The organism is Modestobacter lacusdianchii (assembly GCF_054177765.1).
This window is the reverse complement of the sequence record NZ_JBJJTJ010000005.1, coordinates 177,668-196,271: the sequence shown is the minus strand read 5'-3', so window position 1 is coordinate 196,271 and position 18,604 is coordinate 177,668. Positions and strand designations below refer to the sequence as shown.

The following is an 18,604-nucleotide window of genomic DNA, read 5'->3' as shown; positions in this document are numbered from 1 at the left end:
CGTCGGGGCAGCCGGGGAATGGCGCACCTACCCTGTCCGTTGTGCGCCCCGTGACGACGAACCAGCCGACCCCCGGACCCGCGGTCTCGACCGACGGCCCGCCCGCCATCCCCCCGGCGGAGCACGACGGGGTCCGTGACCTGATCATCATCGGGTCCGGTCCTGCCGGGTACACCGCTGCCACGTACGCCGCCCGCGCGAACCTGCACCCCCTGGTGTTCGAGGGCTCCCAGTTCGGTGGCGCGCTGATGACCACCACCGAGGTGGAGAACTTCCCCGGTTTCCCCGAGGGCGTCCAGGGCCCCCAGCTCATGGACGACATGCGCACCCAGGCCGAGCGCTTCGGCGCCGAGCTGGTCGCCCGCGACGTCACCGAGGTCGACCTGACCGTCGACCCGAAGGTGGTCAAGGTCGGCGACGAGGTGCACCGCGCCCACGCGGTCATCGTGGCCACCGGGTCGAAGTACCGGTACCTCGGGCTGGACAACGAGCAGCGGCTGCTCGGCCGCGGGGTCTCCGCGTGCGCCACCTGCGACGGCTTCTTCTTCCGCGACCAGGACATCGTGGTCGTCGGCGGTGGTGACTCGGCGATGGAGGAGGCCACGTTCCTCACCCGCTTCGCCAAGTCGGTGACCGTGGTGCACCGGCGTCCCGAGCTGCGCGCGTCGAAGATCATGCAGAAGCGCGCCCAGGACAACGAGAAGATCCGCTGGGCCCTGGGCAAGCAGGTCACCGACGTGCACGGCGAGGACACCGTCAGTGCCGTCGAGCTGACCGACGTCAGCACCGGGGCCACCGAGCAGCTGCCGGTCAGCGGCCTGTTCGTGGCGATCGGCCACGACCCGCGCACCGAGCTGTTCGTCGGGCAGTTGAAGCTGGACGACGAGGGGTACGTGGTGGTCGACCACCCGACCACCCGCACCAACATCGAGGGCGTGTTCGCCTGCGGTGACGTCGTCGACCACATCTACCGGCAGGCGATCACCTCGGCCGGCACGGGCGCGTCCGCCGCGATCGACGCCGAGCGCTGGCTGGCCGAGACCTTCGACGAGCGCTGAGCGGGCATAGACCGGCGCACCCGCCCGTTGGACCCACCAGCACCTCCGAGCAACCACAGGGAGCAGCACCATGGCAGGCAAGAACACCGTGACCGTGACCGACGCCAGCTTCGCCAGCGACGTCCTGGGCAGCGACAAGCCCGTGCTGGTCGACTTCTGGGCCGAGTGGTGCGGGCCGTGCAAGATGGTCGCGCCGGTGCTCGAGGAGATCGCGGCCGAGCACGCCGACAAGCTCACGATCGCCAAGCTCAACATCGACGAGAACCCGCAGATCGCCCGCGACTACCAGGTCATGTCGATCCCCACGATGACGGTCTTCCAGGGCGGCAAGCCGGTCAAGAGCATCATCGGCGCCAAGCCCAAGGGCGCCATCCTGTCGGACCTCTCCGACTACATCTGATCCGCGCCGGCACCGCCGGCCACCCGCGGACACCGGTCCGCGCAGCACGACACACGAGGCCCGCCGGCCCCCCGACCGGCGGGCCTCGTCGTACCCGGGCCACCTGAGCCCGCCGGGACGACGCCCCCCGGGGGCCGTGCCACCGCCCCGGTGCACAGGGTCACCGGGCGCACCAGCCACAATCGACCCCACCCCCGCCGGACCACCCCGGCCACCGAGACCGGAACAGGAGCGACGACCTGCACATGGACGTCCTGCGACTCGGCAGCACCGGCCCCGCCGTGGCCGAGGTGCAGTCGGTGCTCCGTTCCCTCGGTCTGCTCGCCGGTGACCCTGCCCAGCCGGCGGGTCCGGCGGCCGACTACGACACCGACACCGAGCTCGCCGTCCGGCACTTCCAGCAGGTGCGCGGGCTGTCGGTCGACGGCCGCGTCGGTGACGAGACCTACCGCGCGCTCAACGAGGCCCGCTGGTCGCTGGGTGACCGGCTGCTGCGCTTCGACCCCGAGCACCCGGCCCGCGGCGACGACGTGCGCCGGCTGCAGGAGCTGCTGCTGGAGCTGGGCTACGACGCCGGCCCCGCCGACGGCATCCTGGGACAGGGGACCGAGACGGGCCTGCGGGGGTTCCAGCGCGACTACGGCCTGACCCCTGACGGCACCTGCGGACCGGCCACCCTGCGGGCCCTCAAGCAGCTGGGCCGGCGGGTGACCGGAGGCCGTCCCCAGCTGCTGCGGCAGAGCGCCTCGATGGTCGAGTCCGGCTCGCACCTGATCGGCCGGGTCATCGTGATCGACCCCGGGCACGGCGGCGAGGACACCGGCTACACCGCCGGGGAGACCACCGAGTCCGACCTGGTCTTCGACCTGGCGTCCCGGATCGAGGGCCGGCTGGCCGCAGCCGGCGCCACCGTCTACCTCACCCGGGGCCGCACCGGCGACCCGACGGCCGGGGACCGCACCGCCTTCGCCAACCAGGCCCGCGCCGACCTGTTCCTCTCCCTGCACATGGAGGCGCACGGTTCCGCGCACGCCCGGGGCGTGGCCAGCTACTACTACGGCACCGGCTCGGGGGCCAGCTCCACCGTGGGCGAGCAGTTCGCCAACCTGGTCCGCCGCGAGGTCATCGCCCGCACCGGCATGCTCGACTGCGGCTCGCACCCCAAGACCTGGGACATCCTGCGGATGACCCGGATGCCCGCCGTCCGGGTCGACTGCGGCTACCTCTCCCACCCGGTCGACCGCCTGCTCCTCCTGGACGCCCGCCTGCGCAGCACCATCGCCCAGGCCGTCGTCGCCGCCGTCCAGCGGTTGTTCCTCCCCGCCGAGGCCGACCCACCGACCGGCACGTTCCTGCTGCCCGCCCGGAGGTGACGGACGCCGGTCTCACCCGGCGGGGCAGCGGCTTACACTGCGACAGGTGACCCCTCCTGTGCCCGACCCCTCGGTCGGAACCGGTCAGGCCGGGGCGCATCCCAGCGGTGCGTCCCCGCACGTCTCCCCGCGGCACCCGCGGCTGGACCCTCTGGCAGACCGGTACGCAGCACGCACCCACGGGATGAAGAGCTCGGAGATCCGGGCGCTGTTCTCCGTGGTCAGCCGCCCCGAGGTGGTCTCCCTCGCCGGCGGCATGCCCGCGGTCACCGCCCTCCCGCTCGATGCGGTCGGCTCGATGATCGGTGAGCTGGTCTCCGGGATGGGCGCCCAGACGCTGCAGTACGGCTCGGGGCAAGGCGACCCGCGACTGCGCGAGCGGATCTGCGACGTCATGGCCCTGGAGGGCATCACCGACGCCTCGCCCACCGAGGTGGTCGTCACCGTCGGCTCGCAGCAGGCCCTCGACCTCGTGACCCGGGTGTTCGTCGACCCCGGTGACGTGATCCTGGCCGAGGCGCCGTCCTACGTGGGGGCCCTCGGTGTCTTCCAGGCGGCCCAGGCCCAGGTGCGGCACGTCGCGATGGACGACGACGGCCTGATCCCCGAGGCGCTGGAGCAGGCGCTGCTGGAGTGCCGGGCCCGCGGCGAGCGGGTCAAGTTCCTCTACACCGTGCCCAACTTCCACAACCCGGCCGGTGTGACGCTGACCGAGCCGCGACGGCAGGCCGTCGTCGCCCTCGCCGAGCAGTACGACCTGCTGGTGATCGAGGACAACCCCTACGGCCTGCTCGGCTTCGACCAGGAGCCGATGCGCGCGCTGCGGGCCCGCAACGCCGACCGGGTCATCTACCTCGGTTCGTTCTCCAAGACCTTCTCCCCGGGCCTGCGGGTGGGCTGGGTGCTCGCGCCGCTCGCCGTCCGGGAGAAGCTGGTGCTGGCCACCGAGGCGCAGGTGCTCTGTCCCCCGTCGCTCACCCAGTACGCCGTGGCCCGGTACCTGGACACCCAGCCGTGGCGGGAGCAGATCAAGGTCTTCACCGAGCTGTACCGGGAACGCCGCGACGCGACCCTGGAGTCGCTGGCGGCGCTGATGCCTCCGGGCACCACCTGGACCAGGCCGGACGGCGGCTTCTACGTGTGGCTCAAGCTGCCCGACGGGCTGGACGCCAAGCTGATGCAGCCGCGCGCGGTGGCCGCCCACGTCGCCTACGTGCCCGGCATCGGCTTCTACGCCGACGGTCAGGGGCAGCAGCACATGCGGCTGTCCTACTGCTACCCCGAACCGCACCAGATCCGGGAGGGCGTGCGCCGCCTCGCCCGGGTGATCGAGGCCGAGCTCGACCTGCACTCCACGTTCGACGCGGTCGACACCGGCACGTTCCGGGCGGTGAGCCCGGCCGCCACCCGGCCGGTCACCGAGCCCGAGAGCCCTCCGCCGGTCATCGGGCCGGCGAACACCGACCAGAGCGAGGACCGTCAGCCATGACCGACCAGGCTGCCGCACCGGCGGAGGCCCCCGAGGCGGCACGGACGCCGCTGCGCGCGCTGGTGCTCGCCGGCGGGCTGACCTTCGAGCGGGAGGTCAGCATCAACTCCGGGGGCCAGGTCGTGGAGGCGCTGACCCGGGCGGGTGTGGACGCCGAGCTGCACGACGCCGACACCGGGCTGCTCCCCGGCCTGGCCGCGTCGCCGGCCGATGCCGTCTTCATCGCGCTGCACGGGGCGACCGGCGAGGACGGCGCACTGCGCGCGGTGCTCGACCTGGCCGGCGTCCCGTACGTCGGCTCGCCCGCCGCGGCCTGCCGCCTGGCCTGGGACAAGCCGGCCGCCAAGTCGGTCGTGCGTGGTGCTGGGTTGGCCACCCCGGACTGGGTGGCGCTGCCGCACAGCACGTTCCGCGAGCTGGGTGCCGGCGCGGTGCTCGACCTGATCGTGGCCCGGCTCGGCCTGCCGTTGATGGTCAAGCCGGCCTCGGGCGGCTCGTCGCTGGGGGTGCAGAAGGTCAGCCGCGTCGAGGACCTGCCGGCGGCGATGGTCAGCTGCTTCGCCTACGGCGACACCGTCATGGTGGAGCGCTACGTCGACGGCGTGGAGCTCGCCCTCTCGGTGATCGACCTGGGGGAGGGGCCGGAGGCGCTGCCTGCCGTGGAGATCGCGCCGGAGTCGGGTGTCTTCGACTACACGTCGCGGTACACGCCGGGCCTGACCGAGTACCACGCACCGGCCCGGGTCAGCGACGAGGTCGCCGCCCGGGCGGCGGAGGTCGCCCTGCGGGTGCACGGTGCGCTCGGGCTGGCCGGGCTGTCCCGCACCGACGCCATCGTCACCCCCGACGGGGAGGTGCACTTCCTCGAGGTGAACGTCTCCCCGGGCCTGACCGAGACGTCGATGTTCCCGATGGCGGTCGAGGCGGCGGGGCTGCGGCTCGGTGACGTGCTGAGCCGACTGCTCGCCCGCGCGGCCACCGAGGGTCCGATCCGGCCCTGACGGGAGCCACCCCACGTTGCGTCTGTGACGCAACGTGGGGGCGACTCACTCCTGGGGGCTGCGGCCGGTGATGTCGGGGGCCATCATGCCGACGATGCGCTGCAGGTCGTCGACCGAGCCGAACTCGACCACGATCCGGCCCTTGGCCCGGCCGATCTGCACCTTGACCTTCGTCTCGAAGACGTCGGACAGTCGCCCGGCCAGGTCCTCGACGCCGGGGGCGGTGATCTTGCGGGCCGACCTGCGGGCGGCCGCGGGGGTGTCGGCGACGGCCATCGCGACCGCCTCCTCGGTGGCGCGCACCGACATGCCCTCGGCGACGATCCGGGTGGCCAGCGCGTCCTGCGCCTCGGCCTCCGGCAGACCGAGCAGTGCGCGGGCGTGCCCGGCGGAGATGACGCCCGCGGCGACCCGGGTCTGCACCTTCACCGGCAGCTTCATCAGCCGGATGGTGTTGGTGACCTGGGAACGGCTGCGCCCGATCTTGCTGGCCAGCTCCTCGTGGGTGGCCCCGAACTCCTCCAGCAGCTGCTGGTAGGCGGCTGCCTCCTCGAGCGGGTTCAGCTGGACGCGGTGGATGTTCTCCAGCAGGGCGTCCCGGAGCATGGCGTCGTCGGTGGTGTCCCGGACGATCGCCGGCACGGTCTCCAGGCCGGCAGCCCGGGAGGCACGCAGCCGGCGCTCGCCCATGATCAGCTCGTACCGGCCGTCGCCGGCCTCCCGGACGACGATCGGCTGGAGCAGCCCGAACTCCCGCACCGAGTGGGTGAGCTCCTCCAGGGCCTCGTCGTCGAAGACCTGCCGGGGCTGCTTGGGGTTGGGGACGACGTCCCCGACCGGCACCTCGCGCAGCTGGGCGCCGGGCACGCCGGCCACCTCGTCCAGTGCCCGCGCCGGCAGCTCGTGCACCGACGCGGTCCGCTCCGGTGCCGCCGGCGGCGTGCTGCCGGCCTGCTCCACCGCGGACGCCGCCTCGGCGGCCTCAGCCGCCTCCGCCGCACGGGCTGCCGGGGTGGCCGTCGGCGCCGGGGCGCTGGTGGGGATGAGGGCCGCCAGGCCCCGGCCGAGACCGCCGCGCTTGCTCACGAGTCCTCCTCGCTGGTGCCCGGGGTCCGCGGTCGCGGCCCGGGGATGTCAGTGGTGCGCCGGGTGGTCACGTCGCGTGCCGCCCGCGGGGGGCGGGGGTGGTCATCGGCTCGCCGAGCACCAACGCAGCCACCGACGGCATGGTCGGTGGGCCGGCCGCCGGCGGCGGGGGCGGGGGAGGGGGCGTCTGCACCACCGGCGCGCTCGGGGCGGCCGGCAGGTCGGCACCCCGGTTCGCCAGCTCCCGGGCGGCCTCCACGTAGCTGGTGGAACCGCGGGAGCCCGGGTCGTAGGTGAGCACCGACTGGCCGTACCCCGGCGCCTCGCTCACCCGGACGTTGCGGGGGATCACCGCCGTGAGCACCAGGTCGCCGAAGTGGTTGCGCACCTCGTCGGCGACCTGGTCGGCGAGCTTCGTCCGGCCGTCGTACATGGTGAGCAGGATGGTGCTCACCGAGATCCCCGGGTTGAGGTGGGCGCGCACCAGGTCGATGTTGGAGAGCAGCTGCCCCAGCCCCTCGAGTGCGTAGTACTCGCACTGGATCGGGATGAGCACCTCGTCGCCGGCCACCAGGGCGTTCAGCGTGAGCAGGCCCAGGGACGGCGGGCAGTCGATGAGCACGTAGTGCGGGCGCTGCTCGGCGGGGAGCTCGTGGAGGTAGGTCTCGATGGCGCGACGCAGCCGGTGCTCGCGGGCGACGACGGAGACCAGCTCGATCTCGGCGCCGGCGAGGTCGATCGTCGCGGGGACGCACGAGAGGTGCGGACTGGCGGTGGTCGGGTGGGTGACCTCGGCCAGCGTGTTGTCGCCGACGAGTGCGTCGTAGATCGACGGGGTGCCGACGGTGTGCTCGACACCGAGGGCGGTGCTCGCGTTGCCCTGGGGGTCCAGGTCGATGACCAGGGTGCGCAGCCCGTACATCGCCAGCGCGACGCCGAGGTTCACCGTCGAGGTCGTCTTGCCGACGCCACCCTTCTGGTTGGCGATCGTGATGACCCTGATCCGCCCCGGTGCCGGGAAGGGGTCCTGGTCGGCCGCGTGCAGGACGCGGGTCGCCCGCATCGCCTCCATGGCGATCGGGCTGTCGAACTCGGCACCGACTGTCTGATCGGCGGCGAGGCTGGAGCGCAGCCGCTCGCCCGGGTCCGTCATCGGTGCGTCCTCCTCACCACCGTGTTCCACGTGGAACGCCGATGCATCGCGGTGGCCAGTTCCACGTGAAACGCACTCACCCTGACGTCGGAGCCGAACGGGCCGGACCGCCCCGCGTCATGACCACCACGGTAGTGGCTGCGGCACCCAACTCCACACCGACCGCCCGGATGTGCACGTCCCGCATCCCGGCCGCCTCGAGCTCGGGCACCAGGTCGGGCACCTCGGCCGCCGCCCGGGCGCCGACGAGGGCGATCAACTGGGCTCCGGGGGCCAGCAGGCCGCGGCACCAGCCGACCAGGCGGGGCAGTGGTGCGACCGCCCGGGCGGTGACCACGTCGACCGGACCGACGGCCCGGACGACGGAGCGCTCCTCCGCGCGGCCGCGGACCACCCGCCACGGCGCCCCGAGGTCGGCGACGACCTCCTGCAGGAACTCCACCCGGCGGGCCATCGGCTCGACGAGGGTCAACGTGACGTCCGGGCGGGCCAGCCCCAACGGGATGCCGGGGAGCCCGGCACCGCTGCCGACGTCCACGACCCGTGCTCCCGCCGGAACCGCCTCGGCGAGCGCCACGCTGTTGAGCACGTGCCGATCCCAGAGGCGCGGCACCTCACGCGGCCCGATCAGGCCTCGGAGGACCCCCTCACCGGCGAGCAGCGACACGTAGCGCGCCGCGTCGTCGACCGCCGCACCGAACAGCCGGGCAGCCACCGGTGGCACTTCCGGAACCGCTTGGTCTCGCTGGTCGGCCGGGGTGTCCGCCCCAGCCGGGTCACCCGGGTCGCTCACCGCTCGGGCAGGACCACGACGCGACGGTTCGGCTCCTCGCCCTCCGACTCGCTGTGCACACCCTCGGCCGCGGCGATGACGTCGTGGACGACCTTCCGCTCGAAGGGGTTCATCGGGGCCAGCCGCTCGGCCGCCCCGCTCTGCGCCACCCGCGCGGCGGCAGCGGAGGCCAGGTCGGTCAGGTCCGCCCGGCGCTTGGCCCGGAAGCCACCGATGTCGAGCATCAGCCGGCTGCGGACGCCGGTGGACTGCGCGACGGCCAGCCGGGTCAGCTCCTGCAGCGCCTCCAGGGTGGCGCCGTCCGGCCCGATCAGCGTCCGCAGCTCGCCGCCGACGACCGCCACCGAGGCCCGGTCGCCCTCGACGTCCAGGTCGATGTCGCCGTCGACGTCCAGGATGTCCAGCAGCCGCTCGAGGTAGTCGCCGGCGACGTCGCCCTCGCGGACCAGCAGCCCCTCGGCGCCGTCCTCGTCGTCCGCGTCGTCCGCGTCGACGTCCACCGGCTCGACGACGGCGTCGGCGGAGGCCGGGTCGGCGTCGGGCAGGGCCGGGTCGCCGGTGCCGCCGGCCCGGGTGAGCACCGCGTCCGAGGTGGCCTCGGCCGTGGTGGCGGTGTCGCTCGTGGGGTCGCTCACGGTGTCGTTGTCAGGTGCGCTCACGGAGTCCTCCAGGGTCGTGCAGGCGGCCGGGCGAGCCCGGTGGTCGGGGCCGGGCACTCGACGGGCGCGGGGCCCGGGTGCACCGGTGCGTCAGCGGCGCTTGCGCTTGCCGCGGTTGGCCGGCCCGGCAGCCGACCGGCTGCCGGTCGAGCCCGAACGCGGGCGGTTGGACCCGGGTGGCCGACCGTTGGCCTGGCCGGACGGCGGCGCACCGTCGCTCGCGCCCGCCCCGGCAGTGCTGCCCTCGGCAGGGGAGTCGACCGGCTGACCGTCGGCGTCGACCGTGGACGCCGGCGCGCTGGTGGCCGCACGGGCGCCGGGCTTGGGCCGGACCGGCTTCGCGCCGGGCTTGGGCGCCAGCGACTTCGGGTCGATCTGCGGCTTGTCGGCGGCGGCCTTGGCGAGCGCAGCGGGCGACCCGGGCGGCGGCAGCTTCTTCAGGATGTAGAACTGCTGGCCCAGGGTCCACAGGTTGTTGGTGAACCAGTACAGCAGGACGCCGATCGGGAAGAAGAACCCGGAGACGAAGAGGCTCAGCGGCATGCCGTACAGCAGCAGCTTCTGCACCATCGCGGCCTGACCCTCGACCGGGCCGGAGCGCTTCATGATCTGCTTCTGGGTGAAGAAGGTCGTCGCGCACATGATCACGATCAGTGCGAACGCGACGATCCGGATGTTGGTGTAGCCGACGCCCGGCAGCGCCAGGATCAGCTGCTCCTTCTCCCCGGACATGTTGAACGAGGAGGAGATCGGCGCACCGAACAGCTGGGCCGAGGCGGCCTGGTCGGTGAGGGTGTCGTCCCAGCTGTAGAGGCCGTCCTTGCCCGGGGCGATCCGGCGCAGCACGTGGAACAGCGACAGGAAGATCGGGATCTGCGGCAGGATCGGCAGGCAGCCGGCCAGCGGGTTGACCCCGCGCTCCTTCTGCAGCGCCATCATCGCCTGGCTGAAGCCCTGCTTGTCACTGCCGTACTGCTTGCGGAGCTTCTGGATCTCCGGCTGGATCTCCTGCATCGCCCGCTGGGACTTCACCTGCTTGACGAACAGGCGGAACAGCAGCACGCGGATGGTGACGACCAGGAAGACGATCGACAGCGCCCAGGTGATGCCGCTCGCGGGGTCGAGGAACGTGGAGAACAGTGAGTGCCACTGCTTCATCACCCACGCGATCGCGGTGTACAGCCAGTCAAGCAACGCCAGCCTCCTGCTGCGCAGACCGGCAGGGAGCCGGCGGGGTGGCACGGTCGGGACGACGTGTGCCGTCAGCCGTCGGGGCGGTCCCGGCCCCGGGGGCCGGTTCCGGTGCCGTGGGACACGACGAGTGGGTGGCCGATGCAGTTCCGCAGGCCGGGTGCGGCGGCACGAGGTCGACGCCGCCGGGGTGCCAGGGGGCGCACTTGGCCAGCCGGCGCACCGCCAGCCAGCTGCCGCGCGCGGCGCCGTGCACCTCGATGGCCTCGGCGGCGTAGGCGCTGCAGCTGGGCACGAACCGGCAGCGCGGGGGGAACGCCGGGCTGATCGCCCGCTGGTAGAAGCGGACGCCGGTGAGCAGCCACCGCCCGGGCGAGAGCGTCACGAGCGTCGGGCCGGGCGGTCGCCGAGCAGCCGGGCGAGGCCGGCGTCGAGGTCCCGCCCCAGCACGGTCGAGTCGGCACCGGCCGCCTCGGGGCGGGCGCGCACGACGAGGTCGGCGGACGCCGGGAGGCGGTGCAGCTGGGCACCGACCAGGTGCCGCAGCTGCCGGGTCACCCGGTGACGGCAGACGGAGTTGCCGACCGTCTTGCCGACCACGAAACCGGCCCGCGGCCCGGTCGGGGGGTCCAGCGGACCCCCGGTCCGGGCGACGGGCCGTTCGGGGAGGTAGTGCAGCACGAGGGTCGGACGCCCGGCACGCCGGCCGGATCGCACCACCGTGGTGAACTCCGGCCGCCGGCGCAGGCGTGCCTGCGCGGGCAGCACCTCAGGCGGAGAGCTTGTCGCGACCCTTGCGCCGGCGGCCGGCGAGGATGGCGCGACCGGCCCGGGTGCGCATGCGCAGCCGGAAGCCGTGGGTCTTGGACCGGCGGCGGTTGTTCGGCTGGAAGGTGCGCTTGCTCACGAGGGACTCCCACTGCTGACGACGTCGGTGCGGCGCGTACCCGGTCGGGCAGCGCACGCGCGGGGGACGAGCTGGTCACGGGCCGAGGGCCACGCGACCGACGCCCGGCACCCCGTGGCTGGTCTGCTGCGCACCGGCCCCGGCCACCCCGCAGGTGGGGGAGTACACCGGGCCCTGTGCACAGACTCCGACCAGCATAGCCGAGACCCCGAGGGAGCCGGTGCGCTGGCCGGACCGGTCATGGTGCACCGCATCACCGCCCCCCGGTGCCGGACACGCCGTCGGGCCGGCAGCAGGCGGGCGGCGCGTGATTGCCGGGCTGTGGACGGGGCTGTTAGCGTCGCCGTCGCTCCGCGTTGGACGAACGGTGGCCGGTTCGTACGCCGATCCCGCCGTCCCGCCGGCCCGCACTCTCTCCTCCCGACCTCCCGGCAGGGCACCGACCAGCGACGACGTCGGATCCCGCAGCCGGGGACGCCGGTTCCGGGACCACCTGTCGCCGGGCGTGCACAGACTGTGGACACTCGTGTGGACAGCCAGCCCCCGCACGTCCACAGCTGGGGACCGGACGGGGGATCCAGCGGGTCGTCTGCACCCGTCCCCACCTGTGGACGGCGGTGCGGGGCGCAGGACCGAAGGCACGGGAAGGGACACAGTCGATGGCCGACTCTCCGGTCGACCTGGCGACGGTCTGGGACCAGATCCGCGAGCGGCTCTCGACCAGCCTGTCCCCACAGCAGCGGGCGATGCTCGAGCTCACCCGCCCGCTGGGCCTGGTCGAGGACACCGCCGTGCTCGCGGCCCCCAACGAGTTCACCCAGACCGTGCTCGAGTCGCGGATGCGCATGGTGCTGGCCGAGGCACTGTCCGCGGAGTTCGGCCGGGCCATCCGGGTCGCCGTCCAGCTCGAGGACATGCCGGCCGCCCCACCGCCGGAGCCGGCCACGCTGCCCCGCCGGGTCGAGCCGGACAGCCGGCGCTGGGCCCCGGTCGAGCGCGAGCGCCCCGCCGAGGACGTCGCCCCGGACTGGTCGGCCGACGACCGGCTGACCCAGGAGCGGCTCACCCAGGACCGGATCGCCCACGACCGCGCCGCCGAGGACCGCGCCGCCGAGGACCGGGCCGACCGGGACCGGGTGGACGACGGTCGCAGCGCCTTCGGGGTGCGCACCGATGCCCCGCGCCCGGAGGCCTGGCTGCCCGAGTCCGGCGACGGCCGGGACTGGTCGCGTGGTCAGGCCGCCGCCGAGGCCGACGGCGGACCGCGCCGGCTGGCGCCCTGGGACCGCGATCCCGGTGACGACGACGGCAACGGCGCGGCTGCCTCCGCGGGTCAGACGCCGGGCGAGGGTGAGCGGCGTCCGGCGGACCGGTCCGGCCGCGGAGCGGGTGCGGTCCCGCTGTTCGCCGACCGGCGGCCGGCCGGGCTGGACCCGGGCCTGAACGCCAAGTACGTCTTCGACAGCTTCGTGATCGGCAACAGCAACCGGTTCGCCCACGCGGCCGCGGTCGCGGTCGCCGAGGCGCCGGCCCGGGCCTACAACCCGCTGTTCATCTACGGCGACTCCGGGCTGGGCAAGACCCACCTGCTGCACGCGATCGGGCACTACGCAGCGCGGATGTTCCCCAACGTGCGGGTGCGCTACGTCAGCACCGAGGAGTTCACCAACGAGTTCATCAACCTGGTGCACTCCGGCCGGGCCGAGGACTTCCGCCGCCGCTACCGGGACATCGACTTCCTGCTGATCGACGACATCCAGTTCCTGGAGCGCGCCGAGCGGACGCAGGAGGAGTTCTTCCACACCTTCAACACGCTGCACAACGCCAGCAAGCAGATCGTGATCACCTCCGACCGGGCGCCGAAGAAGCTGACGACGCTGGAGGACCGGCTGCGCACCCGCTTCGAGTGGGGGCTCATCACCGACGTCCAGGCCCCCGACCTGGAGACCCGCATCGCGATCCTGCGGAAGAAGGCCTACGGCGAGCGGCTCCAGGCGCCGGACGCGGTGCTGGAGTTCATCGCCAGCAAGGTGCAGACCAACATCCGCGAGCTCGAAGGCGCGCTGATCCGGGTCACCGCCTTCGCCAGCCTGAACAAGCAGCCGGTCGACCTGTCGCTGGCCGAGCTGGTGCTCAAGGACCTGATCAGCGACGAGCAGGGCCCGCAGATCACCGCGGCGATCATCATGGCCGCCACCGCGGAGTACTTCTCCGTGACGATGGAGGAGCTGCAGGGCAGCAACCGCAGCCGCACCCTGGTCAACGCCCGGCAGATCGCGATGTACCTGTGCCGGGAGCTCACCGAGCTGTCGCTGCCGCGGATCGGTGCCTCGTTCGGCGGCAAGGACCACACCACCGTCATGCACGCGGTCAAGAAGATCACCGGCCTGATGAGCGAGCGCCGGGCCACCTACACGCAGGTCACCGAGCTCACCGCCCGGATCAAGAGCCGCGCCCGCCAGTGACACCCGCGCCGGCGTCCGGGCTCCGGCCCCGGACGCCGGCGGTCCGACCCGGCTCAGGAGGGCGGTCAGCCGGCAGCCGACCGCCCGGCGTGCTCGTGCTGCCCTCCACCGGTCTCCCGCGCGGTCCGGGTCGCTGCCACGGGGCCGGTCGCCTGGCGGTGACCCGTGCCCGGCGGTCCTCCATCGGGTGTCAGCACACCGTCCCCTGGTGACCGTGTGCACTCACACCGTCACCCGTCTGCGGTACATGTCGCCTTGTCCCCAGATCTGTGCACAGCCTGGGGAGAGCGGTCACCCACCGTCCGCAGCCTGGTCAGCACCGCCGGTCACCCGCTCGTCGCGCTGGACACGCAGGTCAGCGGTGTGCGTCCCGGACGGCGTCGTCCCCTGCGTGTCCACAAGTCGCCCACCGGGTGCGGTGGACAGCCGGTCGTCGTCCCCGGGGATGGGGACGAGCCTGCGGGGAAGGAGGGGACGTGGGGTGGAGAGCGGCCGGTGACGGTGCACAGCGGTCGAGTTGTCCACGTGTCGACACAGGCGGAGGGTCAGCGGCCCACAGCGGACCAACAGGCCCGAACCGGCCCTGACCTGGGCAGAGGGGCTCGTTCCCCAACATCCACACCGGTGATGACGAGGATGAGTGAGTTCTCTCCAGGTGTTCTCGAACCACACTCTGGGTGGGGACGGCCCGGTGCGGGGCCTCCCGGCACCCGACCGGGACGGCACCGGCGAAGGCCGTGACCGGGTGGGCGGAGCGGTCGACAGCGGTCTCTCACCAGGGGACTGGTCAGGGAGGGGGCTGTTCGGGAGAGGATGGCGCCGCACACCGCGCAGGACCGGCCGGCGCAGGCAGCAGTGCAACACCAGCAAGGGGTGGGTTACGAGATGAAGTTCCGGGTGGCACGTGAGGTGCTCGCCGAGGCAGTCGCGTGGACGGCGCGCAGCCTGCCGCCGCGGCCGTCGGTGCCGGTGCTCGCCGGGATCATGCTGGAGGTGCAGGGCAGCCAGCTGTCGGTCTCCGGCTTCGACTACGAGGTGTCCGCACGGTCGGAGATCGACGTCCAGTCCACCGAGGACGGCCGCACCCTGGTACCGGGCCGGCTGCTGGCCGAGATCACCCGTGCCCTGCCGCCGCACCCGGTGGACGTCGTGGCCGAGGGGGCCCGGCTGGCGATCAGCTGCGGCAACGCCCGGTTCAGCCTCCCCACGCTGCCGGTGGAGGACTACCCCTCGCTGCCCTCGCTGCCCTCCACCGCCGGGGTCGTCGACAGCGACGCCTTCGCCGAGGCGGTCGGGCAGGTGGCCGTCGCCGCCGGCCGGGACGACACGCTGCCGATGCTCACCGGCGTCCGGCTGGAGATCGAGGACGACCTGGTCACCCTGGCCGCCACCGACCGCTATCGGCTCGCCGTCCGTGAGTTCGCCTGGCGCCCGGAGACCCCGGGGCTGTCCGCCGCCGTGCTGGTGCCGGCCCGCACGCTCGCCGACGCCGCGAAGACGCTGACCAGTGGCCCGGAGGTGGTGCTCTCGCTGTCCTCCGGCGGCTCCGGTGAGGGCATCCTCGGCATGTCCGGCAAGGACCGGCAGACCACCACCCGGCTGCTGGACGCCGAGTTCGTCAAGTACCGGGCGATCATGCCCAGCGAGTCGGCCTCCTTCGCCACCCTGCCGGTCGGGCTGTTCACCGACGCCGCCAAGCGGGTGGCCCTGGTGGCCGAGCGGGGCACCCCGCTGCGCTGCGAGTTCACCCCCGGCCAGGTCACCCTCCGGGCCGGCGGCACCGACGACGAGGGGCAGGCCGAGGAGCGCTGCGACGTCGAGTTCGACGGCGACCCGCTGACCATCGGCTTCAACCCGACGTTCCTGCTCGACGGGCTGGCCGCGGTCCACACCGAGCGCGCGCGGATGGACTTCACCACCGCGCTCAAGCCCGCCGTGCTCTCCGGGGTCGACGAGCCCTCGGCCGACGACGCCGACGCCGACGCCGGCAGGCCCGCCGAGCGCCCGGGCAGCTACCGCTACCTGATCATGCCGGTGCGCCTGCCCGGCTGACGAAGGACCACCTCGCCCCCCACCCGCTCGCACGCTCACGGGCGGGCTCCTGCGAGGGGGGCCGAACCCCCGGCGCGCGGGTGCTGGACGGGGCGAGCACGATGGGCGGCAGCGAGTGATGCGGGCAGGGCCCGCTGACACCGGGCGCCGCAGCGGCGCGGCCGCCCGTCGACACCTGCCGCGGGAGCCCCGCGGACCACGAGCGACAGACGAGACTGAGGAGCGGGACGTGCAGCTGGGGATGGTCGGGCTGGGCAAGATGGGCGGCAACATGGCCGAGCGGCTGCGCCGCGCCGGTCACGAGGTGGTCGGGTACGACGCGTTCTCCGACACGCGGGACGTCGACAGCCTGGAGGCCCTGGTCGAGGCGCTCGAGGCGCCGCGCGTGGTCTGGGTGATGGTGCCCAGCGGCGAGCCGACCCGGTCGACGGTGCGTGCCCTGGGTGAGCTGCTCAGCCCCGGCGACGTCGTCATCGACGGTGGCAACTCGAAGTTCACCGACGACAAGGTGCACGCCGAGGAGCTGGGCGCCAAGGGCCTGGGCTACATCGACGCCGGCGTCTCCGGCGGCGTGTGGGGCCTGGAGAACGGCTACGCCCTCATGGTGGGTGGCTCGAAGGAGGACGTCGCCAAGGCCCAGCCGGTCTTCGACGCGCTCCGCCCGCCGGCTCCCGCCGACGAGTCCGGCGAGGCGCTGCCCGGCGCGGGCTTCGTGCACGCCGGCCCGTGCGGTGCCGGCCACTTCGCGAAGATGGTCCACAACGGCATCGAGTACGCGATGATGCAGGCCTACGGCGAGGGCTACGAGCTGCTGGCCGCCGTCGACCTGATCGAGGACGTCCCTGGCGTCGTCGCCTCCTGGACCCAGGGCACGGTCATCCGCTCCTGGCTGCTCGACCTGCTGGTCCGCGCCCTGCACGAGGACCCGCAGCTGGAGAAGATCACCGGCTACGCCGAGGACTCCGGCGAGGGCCGCTGGACCGTCGAGCAGGCGATCGAGCACGCCGTCCCGATGCCGGCCATCTCGGCCTCGCTGTTCGCCCGGTTCGCCTCCCGCCAGGACGACTCGCCGACGATGAAGGCGGTCGCCGCGCTGCGCAACCAGTTCGGCGGGCACGCCGTCCGTGCCCAGGTGGCCGAAGACCCCGAGTGATGGCCCCGACCCCCACAGCCCCCGGGGGCCAAAGTCGCGACTTTGGCCCCTGGGGGCGGCTCACCTGAGCCGTGTACCTCCGGCATCTGCAGGTCGGCCAGTTCCGCAGCTGGGAGGCCGCTGACCTGGCGTTGCCCCCCGGACCGACCGTGCTGGTCGGCCGCAACGGCCAGGGCAAGACCAACCTGGTCGAGGCGGTGGGCTACCTGGCGACCATGAGCAGCCACCGGGTGTCCTCCGACGCCCCGCTGGTGCGGCACGGGGCGAGCCAGGCGGTGGTCCGGGCGGCGCTGCGCCGCGACGAGCGCGAGCTGCTGGTCGAGGTGGAGATCAACCCCGGCCGGGCCAACCGGGTGCGGGTCAACCGCGCCCCGTTGCCCCGGCCCCGGGAGCTGCTCGGGCTGGTCCGGACGGTGCTGTTCGCCCCCGAGGACCTCGCGCTGGTGCGCGGCGACCCGGCCGAGCGGCGCCGGTTCCTCGACGACCTGCTGGTCAGCCGCACCCCGCGACTGGCCGGGGTGCGCGCCGACTACGACCGGGTGCTCAAGCAGCGCAACGCACTGCTGAAGACGGCGAAGCTGGCCCGCGGCGACGCGCTGGCCACCCTCGAGGTCTGGGACGGGCACCTCACCGAGCTGGGCGGTCAGCTGCTGGCGGCCCGGCTGCGGCTGGTGGCCGACCTGGCGCCGCACGTCGCCGAGGCCTACGCCGGGGTCGCCGGCCCGGGCGCCGACCGGGCGGCACTGGGCTACAGCAGCTCCGTGCCGCTGGCCGGCGACGGCGCCCCGCTCGACCCGGCGCGACCGCTCCCCGGCCCCGCGGAGCTCGCCGCCGCCCTGCGCGCCCGGATCGCCGAGCGCCGCAGGGAGGAGGTCGACCGCGGGGTCACCCTGGTCGGCCCGCACCGCGACGACCTGGTGCTGCACCTCGGGCCCGCCCCGGCCAAGGGGTACGCCAGCCACGGGGAGTCCTGGTCGTTCGCCCTCGCCGTCAAGCTGGCCTGTTTCGCGCTGCTGCGGGCCGAGGGTGACGACCCGATCCTGGTGCTGGACGACGTCTTCGCCGAGCTCGACGCCGGCCGCCGCTCGGCGCTGGCCGAGGTCGCCGCCGGCGCCGAGCAGACGCTGGTCACCGCGGCCGTGGCCGAGGACGTGCCGGAGGCGCTGCGCGGCACCCGGGTCCAGGTCGCCGAGGGGCGCGCGGTCGTGCTGCCGGGCCGGGACGCCGGGGAGCCGGCCGCCGCCGAGGTGGCGGAGGATCGGGACGACAGCGCCCCCCGCCCCCAGGAGGCCGACCGTGCCTGACGAGCGACCGGCACGCCCCTCGGACATCGCCCGCGCCGCACTGGAGGCGGCGCGGGCAGCCTCGGCCGCCCGGCCCCAGCCCACCCGGCGGCGGGTGGCCGGGCCGCGCCGCCGGTGGACCGGGCCGGGACCGGGTGCCGACGACCCGCAGCCGCTGGGCAAGCTGGTCGACTCGCTGGTCAGCCAGCAGGACTGGACGGCGCGCACCAAGGTCGGCGCGGTGTTCGGCCGGTGGGACACGCTGGTCGGGCCGGACATCGCCGCGCACTGCCGCCCCGAGTCGCTCAACGAGGGCGAGCTGCTGGTGGTCGCCGAGTCCACCGCCTGGGCCACGCAGCTGCGCCTGCTGGCCCCCTCGATCCTCGGCCGGCTGCGCGCCGGGGTCGGCGGGGACGTCGTGACCAAGCTGCGCGTTGTCGGTCCGACGGCGCCGAGCTGGAAGAAGGGCCCGCGCACCGTCCGCGGCCGGGGGCCGCGGGACACGTACGGCTGAGGTGCTCCACGCGGGCACCCGGCGACA

18 protein-coding genes are annotated in these 18,604 nt (G+C 73.8%); 10 read left to right on the top strand and 8 right to left on the bottom strand.

Annotated features, from left to right (window positions below; translation table 11 throughout):
- The first annotated feature begins 41 nt into the window (after window positions 1–41).
- The 5 genes from trxB (at window position 42) to ACJTNH_RS05615 (ending at window position 5,321) form a co-directional block, all read left to right on the top strand.
- The gene (gene trxB / locus ACJTNH_RS05635) at window positions 42–1,058 is read left to right on the top strand and encodes a thioredoxin-disulfide reductase (RefSeq protein WP_458173444.1); all 1,017 of its coding nucleotides are present in this window, start codon (window positions 42–44) and stop codon (window positions 1,056–1,058) included.
- 70 nt (window positions 1,059–1,128) lie between these two features.
- A complete protein-coding gene (gene trxA, locus ACJTNH_RS05630; RefSeq protein WP_222195707.1) occupies window positions 1,129–1,458 on the top strand; it encodes a thioredoxin in 330 nt (109 codons plus the stop codon).
- A gap of 245 nt (window positions 1,459–1,703) precedes the next feature.
- Window positions 1,704–2,831: an N-acetylmuramoyl-L-alanine amidase gene (locus tag ACJTNH_RS05625; protein ID WP_458173442.1), complete on the top strand. Its 1,128-nt coding sequence runs from the start codon at window positions 1,704–1,706 to the stop codon at window positions 2,829–2,831.
- Between the two features lie 184 nt (window positions 2,832–3,015).
- Window positions 3,016–4,320, top strand: coding sequence for an aminotransferase-like domain-containing protein (locus tag ACJTNH_RS05620; RefSeq protein WP_458173440.1), 1,305 nt, complete (start codon window positions 3,016–3,018; stop codon window positions 4,318–4,320).
- Window positions 4,317–5,321 carry a D-alanine--D-alanine ligase family protein gene (locus tag ACJTNH_RS05615; RefSeq protein WP_458173438.1) on the top strand — a complete coding sequence of 335 codons (1,005 nt, stop codon included), beginning with the start codon at window positions 4,317–4,319 and terminating at the stop codon, window positions 5,319–5,321. Before ACJTNH_RS05620 ends, ACJTNH_RS05615 begins: the two co-directional genes overlap by 4 nt.
- A gap of 45 nt (window positions 5,322–5,366) precedes the next feature.
- On the opposite strand, the gene ACJTNH_RS05610 is transcribed toward ACJTNH_RS05615, so the two are convergent.
- The 8 genes from ACJTNH_RS05610 to rpmH all read right to left on the bottom strand — a co-directional run bounded on the left by ACJTNH_RS05610 (window position 5,367) and on the right by rpmH (window position 11,110).
- Window positions 5,367–6,407 (bottom strand): ParB/RepB/Spo0J family partition protein, encoded by a 1,041-nt coding sequence (locus ACJTNH_RS05610; protein WP_458173436.1) that lies wholly within the window; start codon window positions 6,405–6,407, stop codon window positions 5,367–5,369.
- A 67-nt stretch (window positions 6,408–6,474) separates the two neighbouring features.
- Window positions 6,475–7,560: a ParA family protein gene (locus tag ACJTNH_RS05605; protein ID WP_458173434.1), complete on the bottom strand. Its 1,086-nt coding sequence runs from the start codon at window positions 7,558–7,560 to the stop codon at window positions 6,475–6,477.
- Window positions 7,561–7,636: 76 nt separating this feature from the next.
- Entirely contained in the window at window positions 7,637–8,275 is a 639-nt protein-coding gene (gene rsmG, locus ACJTNH_RS05600) for a 16S rRNA (guanine(527)-N(7))-methyltransferase RsmG (protein ID WP_458173432.1), read from the bottom strand.
- A 74-nt stretch (window positions 8,276–8,349) separates the two neighbouring features.
- Window positions 8,350–9,012, bottom strand: coding sequence for a Jag family protein (locus ACJTNH_RS05595; RefSeq protein WP_458173430.1), 663 nt, complete (start codon window positions 9,010–9,012; stop codon window positions 8,350–8,352).
- A 90-nt stretch (window positions 9,013–9,102) separates the two neighbouring features.
- Entirely contained in the window at window positions 9,103–10,206 is a 1,104-nt protein-coding gene (gene yidC / locus ACJTNH_RS05590; protein WP_458173428.1) for a membrane protein insertase YidC, read from the bottom strand.
- Window positions 10,199–10,588, bottom strand: a complete 390-nt coding sequence (yidD, locus tag ACJTNH_RS05585) for a membrane protein insertion efficiency factor YidD (protein ID WP_458173426.1) — start codon at window positions 10,586–10,588, stop codon at window positions 10,199–10,201. Before yidD ends, yidC begins: the two co-directional genes overlap by 8 nt.
- The gene (gene rnpA, locus ACJTNH_RS05580) at window positions 10,585–10,971 is read right to left on the bottom strand and encodes a ribonuclease P protein component (RefSeq protein ID WP_222195700.1); all 387 of its coding nucleotides are present in this window, start codon (window positions 10,969–10,971) and stop codon (window positions 10,585–10,587) included. Before rnpA ends, yidD begins: the two co-directional genes overlap by 4 nt.
- A 1-nt stretch (window position 10,972) precedes the next feature.
- Complete coding sequence (gene rpmH, locus ACJTNH_RS05575) at window positions 10,973–11,110, bottom strand: 50S ribosomal protein L34 (protein WP_056296149.1); 138 nt, start codon at window positions 11,108–11,110, stop codon at window positions 10,973–10,975.
- Between the two features lie 659 nt (window positions 11,111–11,769).
- Here rpmH and dnaA point away from each other — a divergent pair.
- The 5 genes from dnaA to ACJTNH_RS05550 all read left to right on the top strand — a co-directional run bounded on the left by dnaA (window position 11,770) and on the right by ACJTNH_RS05550 (window position 18,577).
- Entirely contained in the window at window positions 11,770–13,575 is a 1,806-nt protein-coding gene (gene dnaA, locus ACJTNH_RS05570) for a chromosomal replication initiator protein DnaA (RefSeq protein ID WP_458173423.1), read from the top strand.
- A gap of 873 nt (window positions 13,576–14,448) precedes the next feature.
- The gene (gene dnaN / locus ACJTNH_RS05565) at window positions 14,449–15,627 is read left to right on the top strand and encodes a DNA polymerase III subunit beta (protein ID WP_458173421.1); all 1,179 of its coding nucleotides are present in this window, start codon (window positions 14,449–14,451) and stop codon (window positions 15,625–15,627) included.
- Window positions 15,628–15,745: 118 nt separating this feature from the next.
- Window positions 15,746–16,780, top strand: a complete 1,035-nt coding sequence (gene gnd, locus ACJTNH_RS05560; protein ID WP_458173419.1) for a phosphogluconate dehydrogenase (NAD(+)-dependent, decarboxylating) — start codon at window positions 15,746–15,748, stop codon at window positions 16,778–16,780.
- Between the two features lie 71 nt (window positions 16,781–16,851).
- On the top strand, window positions 16,852–18,084 hold the full coding sequence (gene recF, locus ACJTNH_RS05555; protein WP_458173417.1) for a DNA replication/repair protein RecF: 1,233 nt from the start codon (window positions 16,852–16,854) through the stop codon (window positions 18,082–18,084).
- Window positions 18,077–18,577, top strand: coding sequence for a DUF721 domain-containing protein (locus ACJTNH_RS05550; RefSeq protein WP_458173415.1), 501 nt, complete (start codon window positions 18,077–18,079; stop codon window positions 18,575–18,577). The genes recF and ACJTNH_RS05550 overlap by 8 nt, the downstream gene beginning before the upstream one ends.
- Window positions 18,578–18,604: the final 27 nt, after the last annotated feature.